Raw genomic sequence first — 18,200 nt, forward strand, 5'->3', positions numbered from 1 at the left:
CGCAGCGAATGAGTCACGCCGGCGGCAGATACGCCCCCAGCGCGTTCGTCACCACGCCGGTATCGAAATACTCGCGGTAGAACACCAGCTTGTCGTCCCGATATTCGTGGACGCCGACGTAGCGCTGGTCGTAGACCACGCCGCCCGGCTCGCCATAGCCGCGATATTCCACGAGGACGCGGTGGGGATCGGCGAGCGGCGTCACTTCCACGGAATTGAACTTCACGTCGAAGACTTCGGCCGCCGTGCGGAACATGCCCAGGGCATCCTCGCCTTCGAGCACCTCGGGCAGCCGCACGGTCGGCGCGAACGGCAGCTCCATGTGCAGCGCGGGTGAGACCATCGCCCAGAACGCCGGCATGTCGTGACCGAACAGGGCCATCAGCCTTTGCGCGTTGGCGACGTTGCGATCGCTCAGGGCCTTGTCGAATTCGCTCATATCCGGGAATTTCCTTGCATCGTTGAGGGCGTCTGTGCGTCAGGCGAGGGCTTCGCGCACGCTCGGCGCGTCGATCCACTTGCGCAGGTTGTGCAGCGAATGTCGGATCATCACCTCGCCGTCCTGCAGCGGCATCGTGTCCTTGGCGCCCGAGGCGATGCCTTCCTGCGTCCTTTCGGTATTGCCGACGTCCTCGAGCAGGATTTCCCCCAGGCGGGCGATGTAATGCTCCTGCTGGAGTCGGCTCCATACGTCGGACGCGTCGGGGATGTAGAACCGTGCTTCCCAGCGGGTCTCGTCCTGGCTGACCGGCCAGAAATGATGCGTCCAGAAGCCGCCGGGTGATACGTCGATCTGGAAATTCGGAAACAGCCACGTCACGTCCACCGCCCAGCTCGCCGACTTGGTCGGGTTGATCGCCGGGTGGCGGCGGAAGACCTCGGTATCCTCGAGGCTGGCGGCGGACAGGACGTTCCCGGTGGCGATGTTGCTGTAGAACAGGCGCTCCACCTGGGAGCCCGTCGGCGGTGCGTACTCCGGGTTCCCGTAAGTGGAGACCGAGCGATGCGGTCCCCAGGTCTGTGCGCTGATGGGCCGCGCGAAGGGGTTTTCGTTGCTGGCGAACGTGGCCCCGATCGTCTCGGGATGGATCGCGGGGATGTGGTAGGTTTCCGCGAAGGCATCGGCGATCACCTTCCAGTTCGCCTTGAGGTGCGAGACGAACAGGATCGACTTGTCGGCATTGGGATAGGGGATGCCGGTGTAGATTCGCCCGAACTCGCCGAGGAACTCGTCCAGCGAAACTTCCGGCTCGGGTTGCAGGTTGACGAAGATCCATCCCTCCCAGGTGTCGCAGGCCAGGGGCGTGAGCCCGCAGGCCTTGCGGTCGAGGTCGAAGAAGTTCTTCTGGTCCGGCACGCCGACCAGTTCGCCGTCGTTGCGATAGGTCCAGTTGTGGTAGCGGCACACGAAGCGCGACGCATTGCCCTCGCGCTCCAGCACGATCTTGTTCGAGCGGTGGGAGCAGACATTGTGGAAGGCCCGGATACGGCCGTCCTTGGCGCGGGTGACGAGCACGTCGGCCCTGGCGACCTCGATGGTCTGGACGAAATAGTCGCCGGGCGCGCCGATCCGTTCTTCGCGGCCGAGGCACAGCCAGGCGCGCTTGAAGACTTGTGCCACCTCGCTCTCGAACCAGGCCTGGGAGCGATAGGGTTCGAGGCTGACGGGGGCGGTATCGAGCCCTGCCAGTTCGGTAAGGTTGGTGCGTTCCGCCCGGAAATCGGCGACCTGGTCGTTCATGGTTCCTCTCCTTCGCCGTTTTCGGCCTGTCCCAAGTGGCTATCCCAGTGTTTATCCGAGTATTCGAGGGGCCTCCACCAACCTTACGTGGTGCGGATAAGGCGTGAAGGGCGCGCGCGGCTGGCGGTGCAACTCGGTCGCCATCGAGACGTGGGCGAGCGCCAGCAGCAGGTGCATGAGCCGCAGTTCCGCGCCCTCGAGCGCTTCCATGTCGCGCCCCTCGAGGCTGCGGATCGCCTCGGGGGCAAGAGCGAGCATGGCCGAGTAGAACTCCTCGATCGCCGCCATCGAGGCGGCCTCGCGCCGTTCGCGCCGCTCCTGCGTGCGCGCCGTCGCCCAGTACGCGACGTAAGGCTCGAGCGCTTCGAACCCGGGCGGCAGCGAGAGATCCGCGGCGCTCATACCGCCAGGGTCTCGCTCATGCGCTGGCCGAGCACGGTAGCGATGACGTCCAGCAGGGTCGCCGTGGCATCGCCGACAGGCACCGCGCTACGCCAGGCCACGTGCTGGTCGGGGCGCACGACGATGGCGCCGCCGCGCTGAAGCCCCGATACCTGGGCCCAGCGATCGCCTTGCGTCGTATAGTCGGCGCCTTCGCCCACCGTGACGAGATCGATCGTCAGCCCGCTTGCCGCAGCGGCGGCAGCGACGGCAGCCGCCCAGTCATTCGCCGGCCCGTCGACGAAGACGCAGAAGCGGTCGAGCCGCGCGAGGTCGAGAGTCGATACCTGCCCGTCCGGTCCGTCGAGCCAGACGTGGGCCATGCGATGGCCGGGGCGCATCGTGGGGACGTGGACATCGCCCAGCAGGCCGCGCGGCGGCGGTTCGGTGCCGTCGGGAACGAGAGCGCCGGCATCGTAGCGGAAGCCGATCTCGATGTCGTGGGCCTGGAATTCGGCGCGCTGGGTGCCGATCACTTCGGACACCATCTGCCGTCTCGCCGCGCCTTCGGGGGTCTCGGAGAACAGCTTGTGGTAGGCACCGATGTTGAATTCGACCGGCACGCCGGGCATCAGGCCTATGGCGGAATCGATGGTCAGGTGGTTTTGGAAGGTCATCATCGCCCAGGCCACGTTGTTGGCCGCAACGGGCCGGCGCTCGGCCTCGTAGCTGTCGAGCAGGGTGTCGCCCGCCGTGCCGTTTATCACGGCCGCCAGCTTCCAGGCCAGGTTGTGCGCGTCCTGGATGGCGCTGTTGAGGCCGAGCCCCGTGGTCGGCGGATGGCGATGCGCGGCATCGCCGGCAAGGAACACCCGGCCCCGGCGATATTCGCGGGCCAGCACGCCTTGCACCTTCCAGTCGTTCATGCGGATGATCTTCGGGTCGAGGTCCGGCAGGCGCAGCAGTTCGCGGATCTGCGGGATCGCGGTCGTGGCATCGAGCGGTCCGGCCTCGCCCGGCCGGAAGGCGAAGTGCATCAGCCACTCCTCGCTGCCGGCGCCGAAGGTCTTGGGGCCCAGCGCCACCATCACGCCGCTGCCCCACGAGCCGCCCTTTTCGGGATTGGTGAACCAGCGGATCATCACCGATTCGTCCTCGATGTATTCCGACAGGTCGGCCGCGAACCAGACGGTGACCATGTCGATGAGCCGTTCGATCCCGTCCATCTCGATGCCGAGCGAAGGCCCGACGAGCCGGCCTCCGTCCGCTGCGATCATGTACTGCGCGCGGACCTCGTAGGTCTCGCCCAAACCGCGGTCCTCGATCGTCGCGGTGACCCCGTCGTCGTCCTGGACGAAACTCCTGAGTTCCTGATGGAAGGCGATGCGCGAGGTGGGGTAAGTCGCGAGGTGGTCGAGCAGAAGCGGCTCGATGTACATCTGCGCGAAGTTGGCGGACCGGACCGGGCTGTCCGCCTCGTAGGCGTCCTTGAGCGAATGGCCGCCGAACGCGTCGATGATGCCGATGCGCTTGCGGTCGAGCGGACCGTCACCGCCGAGGCTGGTGTACCAGCCCACACGCGCCATGTTCTGTGCCGGCGTGCTACTGGCGTAGATATGTTCGGCCAGGCCTTCCTCGCGCAGGATCTCCATCGTGCGCTGGTTGAGGTAATGGGCCTTGGGCGCGGGGGAGGTGGCCGGATATCGTTCGACCACCAGGCATTCCACGCCCAGCCGGCCGAGGAAGTTGGCGCTGGCCAGGCCGCAGCCCGCGCCGCCGACGATCAGGACCGGGACTTCAATTCGTTTCATTTCGCTGACCTCTCCATCGGCGCGGCATCGTGTGGCCGGTTGCGCGGCGGGATCTTTGCGCCCCGGCCACATCTGCAGAATGGCTAAGCTGACCAATTAGTCAAGTTAAAGCTTACGCAGCTTGCGCCTCGACTTGCGCCACATAAGCCTCCACCTGATAAGGATCGAACAGTTCGCGCACCTTGAACACCTTGCCGTCGCGGAAGGTGAAGAACAGGTGGTAGGTGTTGAGATAGCGCGCCGACCCGGGGCCGGTGCCCTTCGAGGCGCCCTGGATCGCCACGGTGTCGCCTTCTGCGGTTGCATGCTCCACGGTGAATTCGAAATGGTCGAAACCGCCGAGAAACTGCTCGAGAAGGGCGCGCATCGCCGCCTTGTCGCGCTCTCCCGCGAAGGCGAAGCGATCGGCAAGGAACGGCATGGTCCATGTCCCCGCCTCGTCGAAATTGGCAAAAAGAGTGTCGAGATCGCGCTCGGAGAGCAGCCTGCAGGCTTCGAGTGCGCGGTCCTTGTTGGTCGTCATCTCGTCGGTCTCCTCAGAATGCGGCGGCAAGGTCGCCGAAGGCGCGCGTCACTTCGGTCGTGTCCCAATATTCCCGGAACAGGGCGAGGCGCCCGTCGCGAAAGCGCATGATGGTGATGTAGCGCTGGTCGTAAGTCCCGTTCGGGGCGGGGCACTGGCCAAGGTATTCGACCAGGACCTCCCCCTCGCGACCGGTCTCGCGGGCGTCGATGCCGGTGAAGTGCAGGCCGTCGAGCCCGGACACGACCTTTTCCAGATAAGTGCGGGACGCTGCCTTGCCTTCGACCCGCTCCGGCATGCCGATCGAGCGCGCGAAGGGGAATTCGAGCACGAGCTCGTCGTGTGCGATGGCCCACCAGGGCTCCATGTCGATGCCGAACGTGCCCATGAGATCGGCGGCGATGCGTGCGTTTTCGGTCATGTCCGTCTCATCCCGCCAGAAGGCCGCCGTCGATCGGCAGTTCCACCCCGTTCACGAACCGCGCCTCGTCCGAGGCGAGGTAGACGCAGCCCCAGGCGATGTCCTCCGGGGCGCCGTTGAAGCCGTTGGGCTGTTGGGCGGAAAAGGCGGCGCGGGTCTGCTCCGGGTCGGCAGTGCCATCGAAGATGCCCTGCAGCATGGGTGTCTCGATGACGCCGGGGTGGATCGAGTTGGCCCGCACGCCCTGGCGGGCATGCTCGATCGCGGTCGACTTGGTGAACGTGCGCACCGCGCCCTTGGAGGCGCAATAGGCCGCGAAACCGGGCGCGCCGACGACCCCGTAGGCCGATGAGATGTTGGTGATCGACCCGCCGCCGCCCGCGATCATGGGGGGCAGCGAATGCTTGGTGAGCAGGAAGACGCCGCGCGCGTTGATCGCCATGATGCGATCCCATTCGTCCACCGCGAGGTCGATGTCGCTGCCCTGTCCGGGAACACCGGCGCAGGCGACGGCGGCGTCGAGCCTGCCCCATGCCTCCAGCGCCACGCCGACTGCCGCGACGACCTGGCCTTCGTTCGAAGCGTCGCAGCGGGTGAAGCGGACCTTGTCCGGCATGTCCGCCAGCAGCGTGCGCAGCCCGGCGTCGAGCGGGTCCTGGATGTCGCAGGCGAGCACCCGTGCACCCTCGGCGACGAAAAGCCGGGCCACCGCCGCGCCGATGCCGGACGCGCCGCCGGTCACGATCGCGACCTTTCCTTCGAGCCTGTTCATTACGATCCTTCTCCCTTCTTGGCCTGGCCCGGGCAGCCGGGCAGGCGGAATGCGACGATGCTGTCCGACAGCGGCGATTGCAGCATGTTGTGGCCGCCCGCGGTCGTGACCACGAACTGGCAGCCCGAGCGCGGGCCTCGATACGTCATCGGCATGGTCTGGGCGCTCGCGGGGAGGCGGGCGGACCACAGCTCCTCGCCCGTGCGCGTCGCGAAGGCGCGCAAGGTCTTTTCGCGCGCGGCGCCGATGAAGGTGAGGCCGCTGGCGGTGGTCAGCGCACCGCCGAAGTTGGGCGCGCCCATCGGAATCGGCAGGCCCAGGCTCATCCCGAAAGGCCCGGCGTCGCGCGCGGTGCCGAAAGGGCGTTGCCAAAGGACCTTGCCGGTATCGAGGTCGACCCCCGCCAGCCGGCCGAATGGCGGCGCGTTGCACGGCACGCCCAGTGGCGATGCCAGAGGCTTGAGGCGCACGCCGAAGGGGGTGCCCGCCTGAGGCTGGGGGAGGTCGAAATTGGTGACGGCGTGGCTCTGCGACGAGGCTTGCGCGAGCAGCCGATCCGTTTCGGCGCGCGGCACGAGCTGGATCACGGTCCCGTAGTAGAGCGCATTGGCGATCAGGATCCGTCGGACGGGATCGATTGCCACGCCGCCGAAATTCATGCCGCCGCCGATGCTGGGATAGATCAGCGCCTCATCGGTGCCGGGGGGCGTGGCCTTGCCTTCGTAGCGGAGCTGGCGGTAGCGGATGCGGCACCAGAGCTGGTCGAAGGGGGTGAGGCCCCACATGTCGCGTTCGCCCAGGTCGGGCCCCGCCATCGAATGAAAGCGCGAGAAGGGCTGGGTCGCCGAGACTTTCTCCACGGCCCCCCGGACGGGCACCGCGCGCTCGTCCACCGGGACCAGCGGTCGGCCGGTACGCCGATCTAGGATGAAGGTTTCCCCGCGCTTGGTGGGAATGGCAATGGCCGGGATGCTGCGCCCGTCACGCCGCATGGCAAAGAGGCTGGGCTGGGCGGGGACATCGTAGTCCCACAGGTCGTGGTGCGTCGTCTGGAACGACCAGCGCACGGCGCCGCTGGCAAGATCCAGCGCGACGACCGCCGATCCGTACCGCTCGCTCGCAGGCGTGCGCCGGGCGCCGTAGTGGTCGGGGGTGGGGTTGCCGGTGGCGGCATAGACCAGGCCCAGCGCTTCGTCCGCGCTCATCGGAGCCCAGCTGTTGGGGGTCGAGCGCGAATAGTGGGCGCCCGGTGCGGGGCCGCGCGCGTTCGACGGATTGCCCGCGTCCCATGCCCAGGCCAGGGCCCCGGTGGTGAGGTCGTAGGCGCGGATGACGCCCGACGGTTCGTCGTTGCTCTGGTTGTCCGCCACCCACCCGGCGATCACGATGCGCCCGCCCGCGATCGTCGGCGGGGCGCTGGAGTAATAGAAGCCCGGCTGGACCTGGCCCATGCCCGCGAACAAGTCGACGGTGCCCTTGTCGCCGAACCCGCTGCAGGGCGTGCCCGTCGCCGCGTCGAGCGCGAGCAGGCGACCATCGAAGGTCGCCGTCACCACCCGCGCCGCGCAGGGGCCTTGCGCCGCGGTGCGGGCGAAGGCGACGCCCCGGCAGGTGCGCACGGCCGACGATCCGCGTGCGGGAACCTTGGGGTCGAAGCGCCAGATCGCGCGGCCGCTTTCGGGGTCGAGCGCGAAGACCGAGTTGTCCTGCCCGCACCCTAAGAGTTTGCCATCGGCCATCAGCGGCGTGGTCGAGAGATAGCCGGTGGCCGGGTTGGAGGCGATGCCGGTGTGGAAGGTCCAGGCGGGCCGGAGGTCGCCGACGTTCGCCGGGGTGATCTGTGCGAGCGTGGAAAAGCGGCTCCCGCCCTTGTCTCCGCCCCAGGAGGTCCATTCGTCTCCCGCCGCGCCGGGGTTGCCGCTCGCGACCAGGCCCTCGGCAGCGGCGTTGTTGCGGATATCGTGGCTGTCCCGGACCACGAAAGCGCCCGTGACGAGAACGACGGCGACGAGCCCGCTGCTTCCCGCAAGCCGCGCGCCGGTGCCAAGCAGGCGATGCGGGGAGGGCAGCAGGAACACCACGCCCAGCAGTGCGGGGGCAAGCAGCCGGGCGGTGAGTGGCCATGGGGAGAAGCCGGTTTCGGCGAAGGCCCATACCGCCGTCGCGACCAGGAACGCGGCATAGGCATGCCCGCCCAAGGCCTTTCTCGCCCATACCAACGCACCGGCGACCATGAGCGCGACGCCGCCGATCAGGTAATATGTCGAACCCGACAGCCACGCGAGTTGCGCGCCGCCCAGGGCCAGGGCGAGCCCTGCGACGATCACCGTAAACCCCAGAGCCATTGTGGCCCAGGTCGCCCGTGCAGGCATCATCCTCTTTCCCCGATCGTTTTGTCGAGGCTGGACTAAGTTTACCGTTTGGTCAATATTAGAAGTGACATGCAGGTCGACGGTCGAGGGCAGTTCCCTTGCGGACACGCGCATGCGGGAGAAGAGCAGTGAAAGGCCTTGAAGGAAAATCCATCATCGTCACCGGCGGCGGCAGCGGGATCGGCGAAGCGGTGTCCCTGATGCTGGGCGAGGCTGGCTGCCTGGTCACCGTTGCCGATCTCGACGCGGACAAGGCGCAAGCCGTCGCGGCGGCGATCGGCGAGGCGGGCGGGACCGCGCAAGCCGTCCGGGTGGACGTTGCCGACGAGGCATCGGTGAGCGCCATGACGCAGACGGCAGCGTCGCGCTTCGGCAGGCTGGATGGTGCCTGCAATGCCGCCGGAGTTCCCCAGCGTGGCAAGGCCCTCCACGAGATCGAACTCGGCGAATGGGACGCCTGCCACGCGGTCAACTTGCGTGGCCTGTTCCTGTGCAACAAGCACGAGATCCGGGCGATGCTCGACAAGGGAGGCGCCATCGTCAACATCGTCTCGACCTCGGCGATGGTGGGCTTCCCGAACGGCAGCGAATATTGCGCCAGCAAGGCCGGGGCGATGGGTCTCACGCGTGGCGCCGCGATCGATTACGCGACGAAGGGCATCCGCATCAATGCGGTACTGCCGGGGGGCACCCTGACGCCGATGCTCAAGGGGGCGATGGCGGTCGATCCGGGGCTGGAAGGCGCATTGGCCGCGGTCCACCCGATGAACCGCTTCGGCCATCCTTCCGAGATCGCCGGGGCCGTGCGCTGGCTCCTGTCGGACGAGGCGTCTTTCGCGACCGGCGCGTCCTTCGCCATCGACGGCGGACACACCTCGATCTGACGCCAGCCATCGAACCGGCCAAAAAGTAGCCCGGGAACCGCGAGGTTCCCGGGCTTTTTCAGGAGGGTAGGTTCGGTTCGATCAGAAGTTGACGCCGATCGACACGCCATATTCGGCGGGCCGCCCCGTGTAGCGCACGAAAGTGTCGTAGGCCTGCGTCGCGTTGCTCCAGTAATACTTGTCGAAGATGTTCTTGCCCCAGATCGATGCGCTCCACTTTCCGTCCGAGGACTTGATCCCAAGGTTCGCATTGACCAGGGTATAGGCCTTGATGTCGTAGAGGTCCGAGGTCGCCCCGAAAGTCGTGGAACCCGGCACCACGAGCGAGGAAACCGCGCTGCTCTGGCCATTGACGCCGAGGCCGACGAAGCCGTCCAGGGCGGAACCGATCGGGAAGGAGTAGTCCGCCCGGATGGCGTACTGCCACTTGGGTGAGAACGGCAGCTCGACGCCCTTGAACGAGGCGTTGACCGGCACCAGCACGCCGCTGATCGCCGTCTGACCCACCGCGCCGGTGTACTTGTCGACCTTAGCGTCGAGATAGGTGGCCGAGGCACTGATCGAAAGCCCCGTGGCGGGTCGTGCGGTGACTTCGATTTCCGCGCCCTTGATCGTCGATTTGGGCACGTTGAGCAGCTTGTCGAGCGCTCCGAAGATCGGGTCGACGAACTTCGCGCGGGTCTGCTTGTTCTTGTAGTCGTAGTAGAACGCCGCGCCGTTGATGGTGAGCAGGCGGTCCATCAGTTCCGCCTTGAAGCCTGCTTCGTAGGCGACGATCGATTCCTGCTTCACCGGAGCATAGGCATCGAAGATCGCGCCGGACAGATGCGGGAAGCTGCCGGCCTTGTAGCCCTTCGAGACGTTGGCGTAGATGAGCAGGCCGTCGGTCGGCTTGAAGTCGGCGCCGACCAGCCAGGACGTGCTGTTCTCGCTGATCTTCGTGTTGACGGTCGTCGCGGTCAGGAACGTGCTGGGGTCGACCGGGTCGTTCGAGGCCGGATCGCCGAGCACCAGGCCGCGCGTGTCCAGGATGATCGAACCGCCCGGCGCGATGGTGGGGATCTGGTATCCCGGGCCGCCGTAGAGCGGACCGAGCGAGCCGTAGACCGCATTGAAGAAGTTGGCCAGGGTAACGCCGGGAGTCCCCCCGAAGGTCTGGTCGGATGCGAGAATCGGAAATTGCGGGAGGTCGCCGTTGAAAGCGTAGGCGTCGCGCTTGGCCTTGGTCTGGCGGATACCGCCCTTCAGCGTGATCTGGTCGGTCACGTCGAATTCGACGTTTCCGAAAGCCGCGTAGTTCTTCATCGTCTGACGCGTTTCGTAAGTGCTGTTGACGATGCCGTTGACGTAAGTCGAACTCGTATCGGTATAGGCGAGCCAGGTCACTTCGTTGACCTTGGTGCGCTCGTAGTTCGCTCCGATCACCCAGCGCAGGCTGTTGCCGGCATCGTTGGCGATGCGCACTTCCTGGGTGAAGCTCTTGATGTGGCCGCTGTCGTCGCGCAAATCGAGATCGCGCAGGGCCGTGCCGCCGCCTTCGGTGGTGTTCTGGAACTTGAGGTCGGTGTAGCCGCTGAGCGAGGTCACGGTGATGCCGCCCATGTCGTAGTCCATGCGCAGCAGGCTCTGCAGCATGCGGTTGTCCTGGCTCGGGGGATAGTCCGTCGACCAGTCGGCAGCACGGGCGTTGTGGGGGGCATTGGGATAGGTCGCCTGGGCGTAGGGCACCGGCGCGGCGGCATAAGTGAAGGGCGCGATGGCGGGCGGGCCGGACACGTCGTTCTGCGGCACGAAGGCGATGCGCTGCGGCGCCTGTGGCTCGCTCTGGTCGCGCCAGCCGTTGAGGTTGAGCGAGGCCTTGAAGGCGCTGGTGGGTTCGAATTCCAGGATCAGGCGGCCGGCGATCGTGTCGAGGCGACCGTTTCGGTCATCGCGGGTATAGCTTTTCTGCCAGCCGTCGCCGTTCACTGCCTTGACGGCGAGGCGCCCCCCCAGCGTTTCGGTGATCGGACCGCTGATGAAGCCGGAAGTCTCGATCGTGTTGAAGCGGCCATAGCTGAAGTCCGCGCCGGCCTCGAGCGTAGGTGTCGGCGTATTGGCGACGAAGTTGATCGCACCGCCGGTGGCGTTGTTGCCGAACAGCGTGCCTTGCGGTCCCTTGAGAACTTCGACGCGCTGCAGGTCGAAGCCGGTGAGGCCCGACATGACCGGAAGTGCCAGCGGGAACTGGTCCATGTAGACGGCGACGTCGGGATAGGACGCCAGCGAACTGTCGTAGAAGCCGACGCCGCGAATGGTATAGACGGGCGTGGCGTTGGGCGTGGGCGCGAAGGTCAGGCCCGGCGTGACTTTTGCAAGGTCCGCGATGTTGGAGATGTGCTGGACCTCGAGCGCCTCTCCGCCGACGGCACTGACCGACGAGCCGACGTCGCTGAGGCTCTGCTCGCGCTTGTTGGCAGTGACGACGATTTCGTTGGTGGTGGCCGCGGGTGCGGCGGCGCTCTCGCTTTCCTGGGCCTGTGCAGACACGGGCGCAAGGCCCAGCAGCGCGGAACTGCTTGCGAACAATACGGATTTCAGGCGTGTGTTCATGATTATCCTCCCCATCTGACGGCACTTTGCGCTCGTCGTGTCGATTGCTTAAATTGACCAATTGGAATTCTAGTGATTGGTCCTGTTGCGTCAACCGATTAATCGGCTGTCCCGGATTTTCCCGGATACCGACGGATCTGCTTCGCGTTTTTCAGCGCATTATATTATTTATGATATTGATATATTGTCATAAAATTGAACATTTTCGACATGGGTAGATCCTGTCGCCAATTGCCTGTTCTCTCCTGCGATAGAGCACTCTGCGAGCGCTGCGCTATTTATATGGTCAATAAATTGGTGGCGGGTGTCCGAGTGATGTTCGGTGTACCTGTCGGATTCGCGCCATGGGGGGCGATGCCGGGAAGGGCAGGTGCGGACCGAATCCAGGTGTTTCTGAGGGGTCTATGGGCATTCCGAAAGGTTCTCAGGCTGCTGCGGCGTCCGTCGATGCGGTATGTGCAATGGATACACTTGACCGTATGGACAGTTTTATCCAAGGTCAGGTCGACCGTCACCGGGCATGCGACCCTTTCGTGGGCCGCCCGGGCGGCATGAAAATCGACGCCGGAGAGGATAGACATGGCCAAGACCATCATCAGTTGCGCGATCACGGGTTCGATCCACACGCCCTCGATGTCGCCCTACCTGCCGGTGACGGCGGAGGAGATCGCCCGCAGCGCGCTCGAGGCCGCCGAGGCCGGCGCCGCGATCGTCCACCTCCACGCCCGCGACCCCGAGACGGGCAAGCCGGTCCATACCCCCGAGGACTTCGCGCCCTTCCTCCAGGTCATCAAGCAGGCGAGCGACGTGGTGGTCAACATCACCACCGGCGCCTCGCCCTACATGCCCGTCGAGTACCGCGTGAAGCCGGCGCAGACCTGGCAGCCCGAAGTCGCCAGCCTCAACATGGGCTCGATGAACTTCGGCCTGTTCCCGATGCTCAAGAAGGGTCGGGAGTGGAAGCACGACTGGGAGCCCGAGATGCTCGAGGCCAGCCACGACCTGGTGTTCCGCAACAGCTTCAAGGACATCCGCTATGCGCTCGAAACCCTGAACGCCACCGGCACCCGCTACGAGTTCGAGTGCTACGACACCAGCCACCTCTACAACCTGCACTACTTCTGGAAGGAGGGCCTCGTGTCGGGCCCGCTGTTCATCCAGACCTGCTTCGGCCTGCTCGGCGGCATCGGCGCGCACCCGGAAGACGTGATGCACATGAAGCGCACCGCCGACCGGCTGTTCGGCGACGCGTACCGCTGGTCGGTGCTGGCCGCCGGCGCCAACCAGATGCCGGTCGCGGCGATGGCGGCGAGCATGGGCGGGCACGTCCGGGTGGGGCTCGAGGACTCGCTGTGGATCGGCAAGGGGCAACTGGCCCAGACCAACGCCCAGCAGGTCAGCAAGGTGCGCCAGATCATCGAAGGGCTCGGCGGCGAGATCGCGACGCCGGCCGAAGCCCGCGAAATCCTCGCGCTCAAGGGCGGCGACAAAGTCGCGTTCTGAGATCGGGAATCCCGCTCGCATCGCGTTGGGCGAGCGGGGCAAAGCGCCATTTGCAGGCCGCCCGAGCCGAGTGTCGATTGACCTAGACCGGAAGGTTGGTGCGGTAGACCACGGGACGCAGGGCAAAGCTGGTGGTCACTTGCGAGACGCCGTCGATCCTGGTGAGCTTGAAGCGCAGGAAGTCCTCGAACGCGCCGAGCGAAGGCACCAGGACGCGCAACTGGTAGTCGGCCTCGCCGGTCATAAGGTAGCATTCCATGACTTCCGCAAATTCGGTCACGGCCCGCTCGAACATGGCAAGGTGGCGGTCGTCCTGCTGGTCGAGGCGAATGCGCACGAAGGCGGTTACCGGAAGGTCCACTGCGGCCGGATCGACGAGGGCGACATAGCCGGTGATGACGCCGTCGGCTTCCAGTTGCTTGAGCCTGCGCAGGCATGGCGAAGGGGACAGTCCGACGCGGTCCGACAATTCCTGATTGGTGACGCGGCCATCGGACTGAAGCTCCGCGAGAATGCGACGATCTACCGAGTCAAGGATACGCTTTGGCATGATCCATCTTCAATAGCACGAAATTGGCAGGATATGCCATAATTATCTGCTTTCGCGCTGGAAATAGCAAGGACATGCTTTGCTTCGGTGGAGTACGTTCATCAACTGATCACTTGCACAGGAACGCACAGGAAATGTCGCCAGCCAAGCTTCACGACCGACAAGACCTCGTCGATACCCTCGAGGCGCTGGAGAAGCGGCTGCTGTGGCTGTCGGCCTGGACGATCCACAACGCCAACCACCTGCGTCCGAAGCGCGACGGGCTGAAAGTAGGCGGCCATCAGGCGAGTTGCGCCTCGATGACCGCGATCATGGCGGCGCTCTATTTCCATGCGCTGCGCCCGCAGGACAAGGTTGCGGTCAAGCCCCATGCCGGGCCGGTGCTCCACGCGATCCACTACCTGCTGGGCAACCAGACCCGCGACAAGCTGGAGCGCTTCCGCGGCCTGGGCGGCGTGCAAAGCTATCCCTCGCGCACCAAGGACACGATCCCCGTCGACTTCTCGACCGGCTCGGTGGGCCTGGGAGTAGCGGTCACGGCATTCTCCAGCCTCGTCCAGGACTACCTGATCGCCCATGGCCAGGTGCGCGAGGAGGACGCGGGCCGGATGATCGCGCTGATGGGCGATGCCGAACTCGACGAGGGCAACATCTACGAGTGCCTGATCGAGGGCTACAAGCACGACTTGCGCAACTGCTGGTGGATCGTCGACTACAACCGCCAGTCGCTCGACAGCACGACCGCCGACCGCATGTTCCGCCGCTTCGACGACATCTTCGAGACCTGCGGCTGGCGTGTCGTCACGCTCAAGTACGGCAAGCTCCAGCGCCAGGCCTTCAAGCGGCCGGGCGGCAAGGTTATCGAGGAATGGATCGACCAGTGCCCCAACGCCGACTTCGCGGTGCTCACCTACCAGGGTGGCGCCGCCTGGCGGGCGCGGCTCATGGCGGACATCGGCGACCGGCCGCAGGTTTCCGCGCTGATCGGGAGCTTCGACGACGACGGTCTCGCCGCGCTGATGACGAACCTGGGCGGTCACTGCATCCAGTCGCTGGTCGAGGCCTTCGACGCCTGCCAGGATGATCGCCCGACGCTGTTCATCGCCTATACCGTCAAGGGCCACGGGCTTCCGCTTGCGGGCCACAAGGACAACCATTCGGGCATGATGAACCCGCCCCAGATGGAGCAGTTCCGCAGCCGGATGGGCATCGAGGAGGGCCGGGAGTGGGAGCCGTGGGGCGGTCTTGGCGACAATGTCGCCGCGCGCCTGGACGCCTTCGTCAAGGCGAGCGCACTGGGGCGCAAGGAAGCCGAGCCGGCTGCACCGATGATCCCGGTGCCGTCCCGGCTGGCGATTCCGGAGGGACACGAGCAGTCCACCCAGGCGGCATTCGGACGCATCCTCCTCGACATCGCGAAGGCGGGCGGGGAACTGGGCGACCGTATCGTCACCACCGCGCCCGACGTGACGCAGACGACCAACCTCGGTGGGTTCGTCAACCAGCGTGGACTGTTCCGGCGGCGTGAACTGGCGGACGTGTTCCAGAAGGCGAAAATCCCCTCAGCGCAGAAGTGGCGCGCGCACGGGGCCGGCCAGCATATCGAACTGGGCATCGCCGAGAGCAACTTCTTCACCCTGCTCGCCTCGCTCGGGCTTGCCGCGCCGCACTTCGGCACGCGGCTGCTGCCGGTCGGGACGGTCTACGATCCCTTCGTCGCGCGCGGGCTCGATGCGCTGAACTACGGATGCTACCAGGATTCCCGCTTCCTGCTGGTCGGCACGCCGTCAGGCCTGACGCTCGCGGCGGAGGGCGGGGCGCACCAGTCGATCAACACCCCGCTGATCGGCATGGGCCAGCCGGGCCTCACTTACTTCGAGCCCGCCTTTGCCGACGAACTGGCGCTCTTCATGGGCTGGGCATTCGAGCACATGCAGCGCCAGGACGGGGGGGCGGTCTACCTGCGGCTGTCGACGCGGTCGATCCCGCAGGTGGTGCGCGAGGACGACGACTGGCGCGCCGATGCGCTCGAAGGAGGGTACTGGCTGCGCCGCCCCGCACCCGGCGCACAAGCGGCGATCGCCTTCAGCGGCGTCGTCGCGCCCGAGGCGCTGGCGGCGTGGGAGCAGTTGGGCGACGACCTGCCGGGCCTCGGCCTGCTCAACGTGACCTCGCCCGATCTGCTCCACCGGGGCTGGTCGGCCCGCCGCGCGGCGCGCTGGAAGGGAGAGGGGACCCGGCCGGAACCCTGCCACGCGGAGACGCTGCTGGGTGCGCTGGCACCGGGGGCGGGACTCGTCACCGTGCTCGACGGATCGCCGGGTGCGCTTTCATGGCTGGGCGGGGTCACCGGAATGCGCATCAGTCCGCTGGGCACCGATCGCTTCGGCCAGACGGGCGACCTTCCCGACCTCTACCGAACGTACCGCCTCGATGCCGAGGCGATCATCGACGCGGCCGCGGAACTGTTCCTGGAGAGCTGACCCATGACTTTCGAAATAAAGATGCCGGCGCTCTCCCCGACGATGGAGAAAGGCACGCTCGCGCGGTGGCTGGTGGGGCCCGGCGACGTGGTCAAGGCCGGGGACATGCTGGCCGAAATCGAGACGGACAAGGCCACGATGGAGATGGAAGCGGCCGAGGACGGCCGTATCGCCAGCATCGTCGTGCCCGAAGGCAGCGCCGACGTGGCGGTGGGGACCGTGATCGCCTTGCTCGGCGACGGTGAAGGGGGGGCTGCAGGGCCCGGCGCGGCTCCTCTTGCCGTCCCGGTGGTCGAGGTCGACGTGCCTGCGCTGCCCTTGCGTGAAGCGCCGGCGCCGGTCGTCGTGTCGAATCTCGACACGACGCATGCCGCCACGCCCCTCGCCCGGCGCATCGCGGGCGCCAAGGGTATCGACCTGGGCGGCATTGCCGGCTCCGGCCCAAGGGGGCAAATCGTCCTGGCGGACCTGAACCTGCCGTCGCGCACCGCCATGCCGATCGTGGCTTCGCCCGTGGCGCAGATGCAGGCGCCGGTTCGGGCGGTCCCGCCCGAGGGCGTGCCGGTCCGGACCGAAAAACTCTCCACGATGCGCAAGACGATTGCGCGCCGGCTGACCGAGAGCAAGCAGACGGTCCCGCATTTCTACCTCACCGTGCGCTGCAATATCGATCCGTTGCTGCGCCTGCGCGGCGCGATCAACGAGACGCTTGCCGATCGGGGCATAAAGCTCTCGGTCAACGACCTGCTGGTCAAGGCGATGGCGCGCGCGCTCGGGCAGGTGCCCGAAGCCAACGTCCAGTTCGCCGGCGAGGAACTCCATCGCTTCGATCGGGTCGATATCGCCATGGCCGTGGCGATCGAGGGCGGCCTGGTCACGCCGGTGATCCGCGATGTCGCGAGCCTGTCGCCGGGAGCCATCGCGCAGGCGAGCAAGGCGCTTGCGGCGAAGGCCCGTGAAGGTCGACTGATGCCCCAGGACTACGAGGGCGGCACCGCCACGATCTCGAACCTGGGCATGTTCGGGATCGACGAGATGGTGCCGGTAATCAACCCGCCCCAGGCGATGATCCTGGGCATCGGCGCGGGGATCGAGCAGCCGTGGAAAGTCGACGGCGAGATCGGTCTCGCGACCGTGATGGCCGCCACCGGCAGCTTCGACCATCGTGCCATCGATGGTGCCGTCGCCGCGCGCTTCATGGCCGCCTTCCGAGAAATGGTAGAGGCGCCGATGCTGATAGTGGCCTGAGAGCCTGGCTGGAAATTCGCCGGAGGTGCAGGACGCCGGGGCGCGCCAATGGCCCGCCCTCGATCTCGCGGCGACCTTGCGCGAGGCGTGGTCCTCATTTCTGTATCCGGCCGGCGATGCGCCGGGCCACGGATCGCGGCACCAGCCGCGTCCCGAACGCCGCGATCCGGTTCGCGAGTCCGGGCACCGCGATGGCGCGGTTGCGTTCCAGGGCATCGAGGCCGGTGCGCGCCACTTCGGCCGGGTCCGCGACCAGCGCGGATGAACGCAAGGCCGTGGACATGTGGAGATGCGCTACGTCGGCGAACTCGCTGCGCGTGGGGCCGGGGCAGAGCGCGGTGACGTTGACGCCGGCAGCCTTCGCTTCCTCGTGCAGCGCCTCGCTGAAGGACAGGACATAGGCCTTGGTCGCGAAATAGACCGCGAGGTTGGGCCCTGCCTGGAAGGCCGCGAGCGATGCGACGTTGAGGATGCCTCCCGCGCCCCGGGCCACCATCGCCGGCAGCAGGGCTATCGTCAGTTCGGTCAGGGCGCGGACGTTGAGGTCGATCTGGCCGGTCTGGAGCGCTGCGGGAAGGGTGGCGACGCTGCCCTGGCGACCGACCCCGGCATTGTTGACGAGGATGTCGACGGCGATGTCCCTGCGCGAGAGTTCCTCTACCAGGCCGGCAACGCCTCCGGGTGCCGAAAGGTCGCCGGGGATCGCGGCCAGCGCGCCGAGTTCGGCGGCCAGCGCTGCGATGCGGTCGGTCCGGCGAGCGGTCAGGACCAGGCGGTGGCCGCGCCGCGCCGCCTCGCGGGCGATTTCCTCGCCGATACCGCTCGACGCGCCGGTGACGAGCGTCACCGGGTTGTTCAGATTGCGCAGGCTGCTCATGATCGTGTGGTCCTCATGGCGCGGGATGGGGCAGCGCGTCTT

General features: G+C 66.5%; 15 protein-coding genes. 4 read left to right on the forward strand and 11 right to left on the reverse strand.

From position 1 onward, the window contains the following. Positions 1-13 precede the first annotated feature (13 nt). The 8 genes from ACFFDA_RS06430 to ACFFDA_RS06465 all read right to left on the reverse strand — a co-directional run bounded on the left by ACFFDA_RS06430 (position 14) and on the right by ACFFDA_RS06465 (position 7,994). A complete protein-coding gene (locus ACFFDA_RS06430; protein WP_404477117.1) occupies positions 14-439 on the reverse strand; it encodes a nuclear transport factor 2 family protein in 426 nt (141 codons plus the stop codon). A 39-nt stretch (positions 440-478) separates the two neighbouring features. Further along, positions 479-1,741, reverse strand: a complete 1,263-nt coding sequence (locus ACFFDA_RS06435; RefSeq protein ID WP_404477119.1) for an aromatic ring-hydroxylating dioxygenase subunit alpha — start codon at positions 1,739-1,741, stop codon at positions 479-481. A gap of 51 nt (positions 1,742-1,792) precedes the next feature. Beyond that, a complete protein-coding gene (locus ACFFDA_RS06440; RefSeq protein WP_404477120.1) occupies positions 1,793-2,143 on the reverse strand; it encodes a hypothetical protein in 351 nt (116 codons plus the stop codon). After that, the gene (locus tag ACFFDA_RS06445) at positions 2,140-3,933 is read right to left on the reverse strand and encodes an FAD-dependent monooxygenase (RefSeq protein ID WP_404477122.1); all 1,794 of its coding nucleotides are present in this window, start codon (positions 3,931-3,933) and stop codon (positions 2,140-2,142) included. The genes ACFFDA_RS06440 and ACFFDA_RS06445 overlap by 4 nt, the downstream gene beginning before the upstream one ends. Before the next feature lie 112 nt (positions 3,934-4,045). Continuing rightward, on the reverse strand, positions 4,046-4,456 hold the full coding sequence (locus ACFFDA_RS06450; RefSeq protein ID WP_404477124.1) for a nuclear transport factor 2 family protein: 411 nt from the start codon (positions 4,454-4,456) through the stop codon (positions 4,046-4,048). A 13-nt stretch (positions 4,457-4,469) separates the two neighbouring features. Next, positions 4,470-4,877: a nuclear transport factor 2 family protein gene (locus tag ACFFDA_RS06455; RefSeq protein ID WP_404477126.1), complete on the reverse strand. Its 408-nt coding sequence runs from the start codon at positions 4,875-4,877 to the stop codon at positions 4,470-4,472. A 7-nt stretch (positions 4,878-4,884) separates the two neighbouring features. Then, complete coding sequence (locus ACFFDA_RS06460) at positions 4,885-5,649, reverse strand: SDR family NAD(P)-dependent oxidoreductase (RefSeq protein ID WP_404477127.1); 765 nt, start codon at positions 5,647-5,649, stop codon at positions 4,885-4,887. Beyond that, positions 5,649-7,994 (reverse strand): membrane-bound PQQ-dependent dehydrogenase, glucose/quinate/shikimate family, encoded by a 2,346-nt coding sequence (locus ACFFDA_RS06465; RefSeq protein ID WP_404477129.1) that lies wholly within the window; start codon positions 7,992-7,994, stop codon positions 5,649-5,651. Before ACFFDA_RS06465 ends, ACFFDA_RS06460 begins: the two co-directional genes overlap by 1 nt. Positions 7,995-8,149: 155 nt before the next feature. On the opposite strand from ACFFDA_RS06465, the gene ACFFDA_RS06470 reads away from it, so the two are divergent. Beyond that, positions 8,150-8,905, forward strand: a complete 756-nt coding sequence (locus ACFFDA_RS06470; RefSeq protein ID WP_404477131.1) for an SDR family NAD(P)-dependent oxidoreductase — start codon at positions 8,150-8,152, stop codon at positions 8,903-8,905. Positions 8,906-8,986: 81 nt separating this feature from the next. Here ACFFDA_RS06470 and ACFFDA_RS06475 read toward each other — a convergent pair whose 3' ends face one another. Beyond that, a complete protein-coding gene (locus ACFFDA_RS06475) occupies positions 8,987-11,497 on the reverse strand; it encodes a TonB-dependent receptor (protein ID WP_404477133.1) in 2,511 nt (836 codons plus the stop codon). Between the two features lie 579 nt (positions 11,498-12,076). Between ACFFDA_RS06475 and ACFFDA_RS06480 the strand changes: the two genes are divergently transcribed. Further along, entirely contained in the window at positions 12,077-13,000 is a 924-nt protein-coding gene (locus ACFFDA_RS06480) for a 3-keto-5-aminohexanoate cleavage protein (protein ID WP_404477135.1), read from the forward strand. An 82-nt stretch (positions 13,001-13,082) separates the two neighbouring features. Here the strand turns inward: ACFFDA_RS06480 and ACFFDA_RS06485 are convergent, their stop codons facing one another. Continuing rightward, positions 13,083-13,550, reverse strand: coding sequence for an Lrp/AsnC family transcriptional regulator (locus tag ACFFDA_RS06485; protein ID WP_404477137.1), 468 nt, complete (start codon positions 13,548-13,550; stop codon positions 13,083-13,085). Positions 13,551-13,684: 134 nt separating this feature from the next. Here ACFFDA_RS06485 and ACFFDA_RS06490 point away from each other — a divergent pair, with 134 nt between their 5' ends. Further along, complete coding sequence (locus ACFFDA_RS06490; protein ID WP_404477139.1) at positions 13,685-16,033, forward strand: transketolase; 2,349 nt, start codon at positions 13,685-13,687, stop codon at positions 16,031-16,033. Positions 16,034-16,036: 3 nt separating this feature from the next. Further along, positions 16,037-17,281, forward strand: coding sequence for a dihydrolipoamide acetyltransferase family protein (locus ACFFDA_RS06495; RefSeq protein WP_404477141.1), 1,245 nt, complete (start codon positions 16,037-16,039; stop codon positions 17,279-17,281). A gap of 94 nt (positions 17,282-17,375) precedes the next feature. Here the strand turns inward: ACFFDA_RS06495 and ACFFDA_RS06500 are convergent, their stop codons facing one another. Beyond that, the gene (locus ACFFDA_RS06500; RefSeq protein WP_404477142.1) at positions 17,376-18,158 is read right to left on the reverse strand and encodes an SDR family NAD(P)-dependent oxidoreductase; all 783 of its coding nucleotides are present in this window, start codon (positions 18,156-18,158) and stop codon (positions 17,376-17,378) included. Between the last annotated feature and the right edge of the window lie 42 nt (positions 18,159-18,200).

It is taken from the genome of Novosphingobium sp. BL-52-GroH, from assembly GCF_044813085.1.
In the GTDB taxonomy this organism is placed as follows: Bacteria; Pseudomonadota; Alphaproteobacteria; order Sphingomonadales; family Sphingomonadaceae; genus Novosphingobium.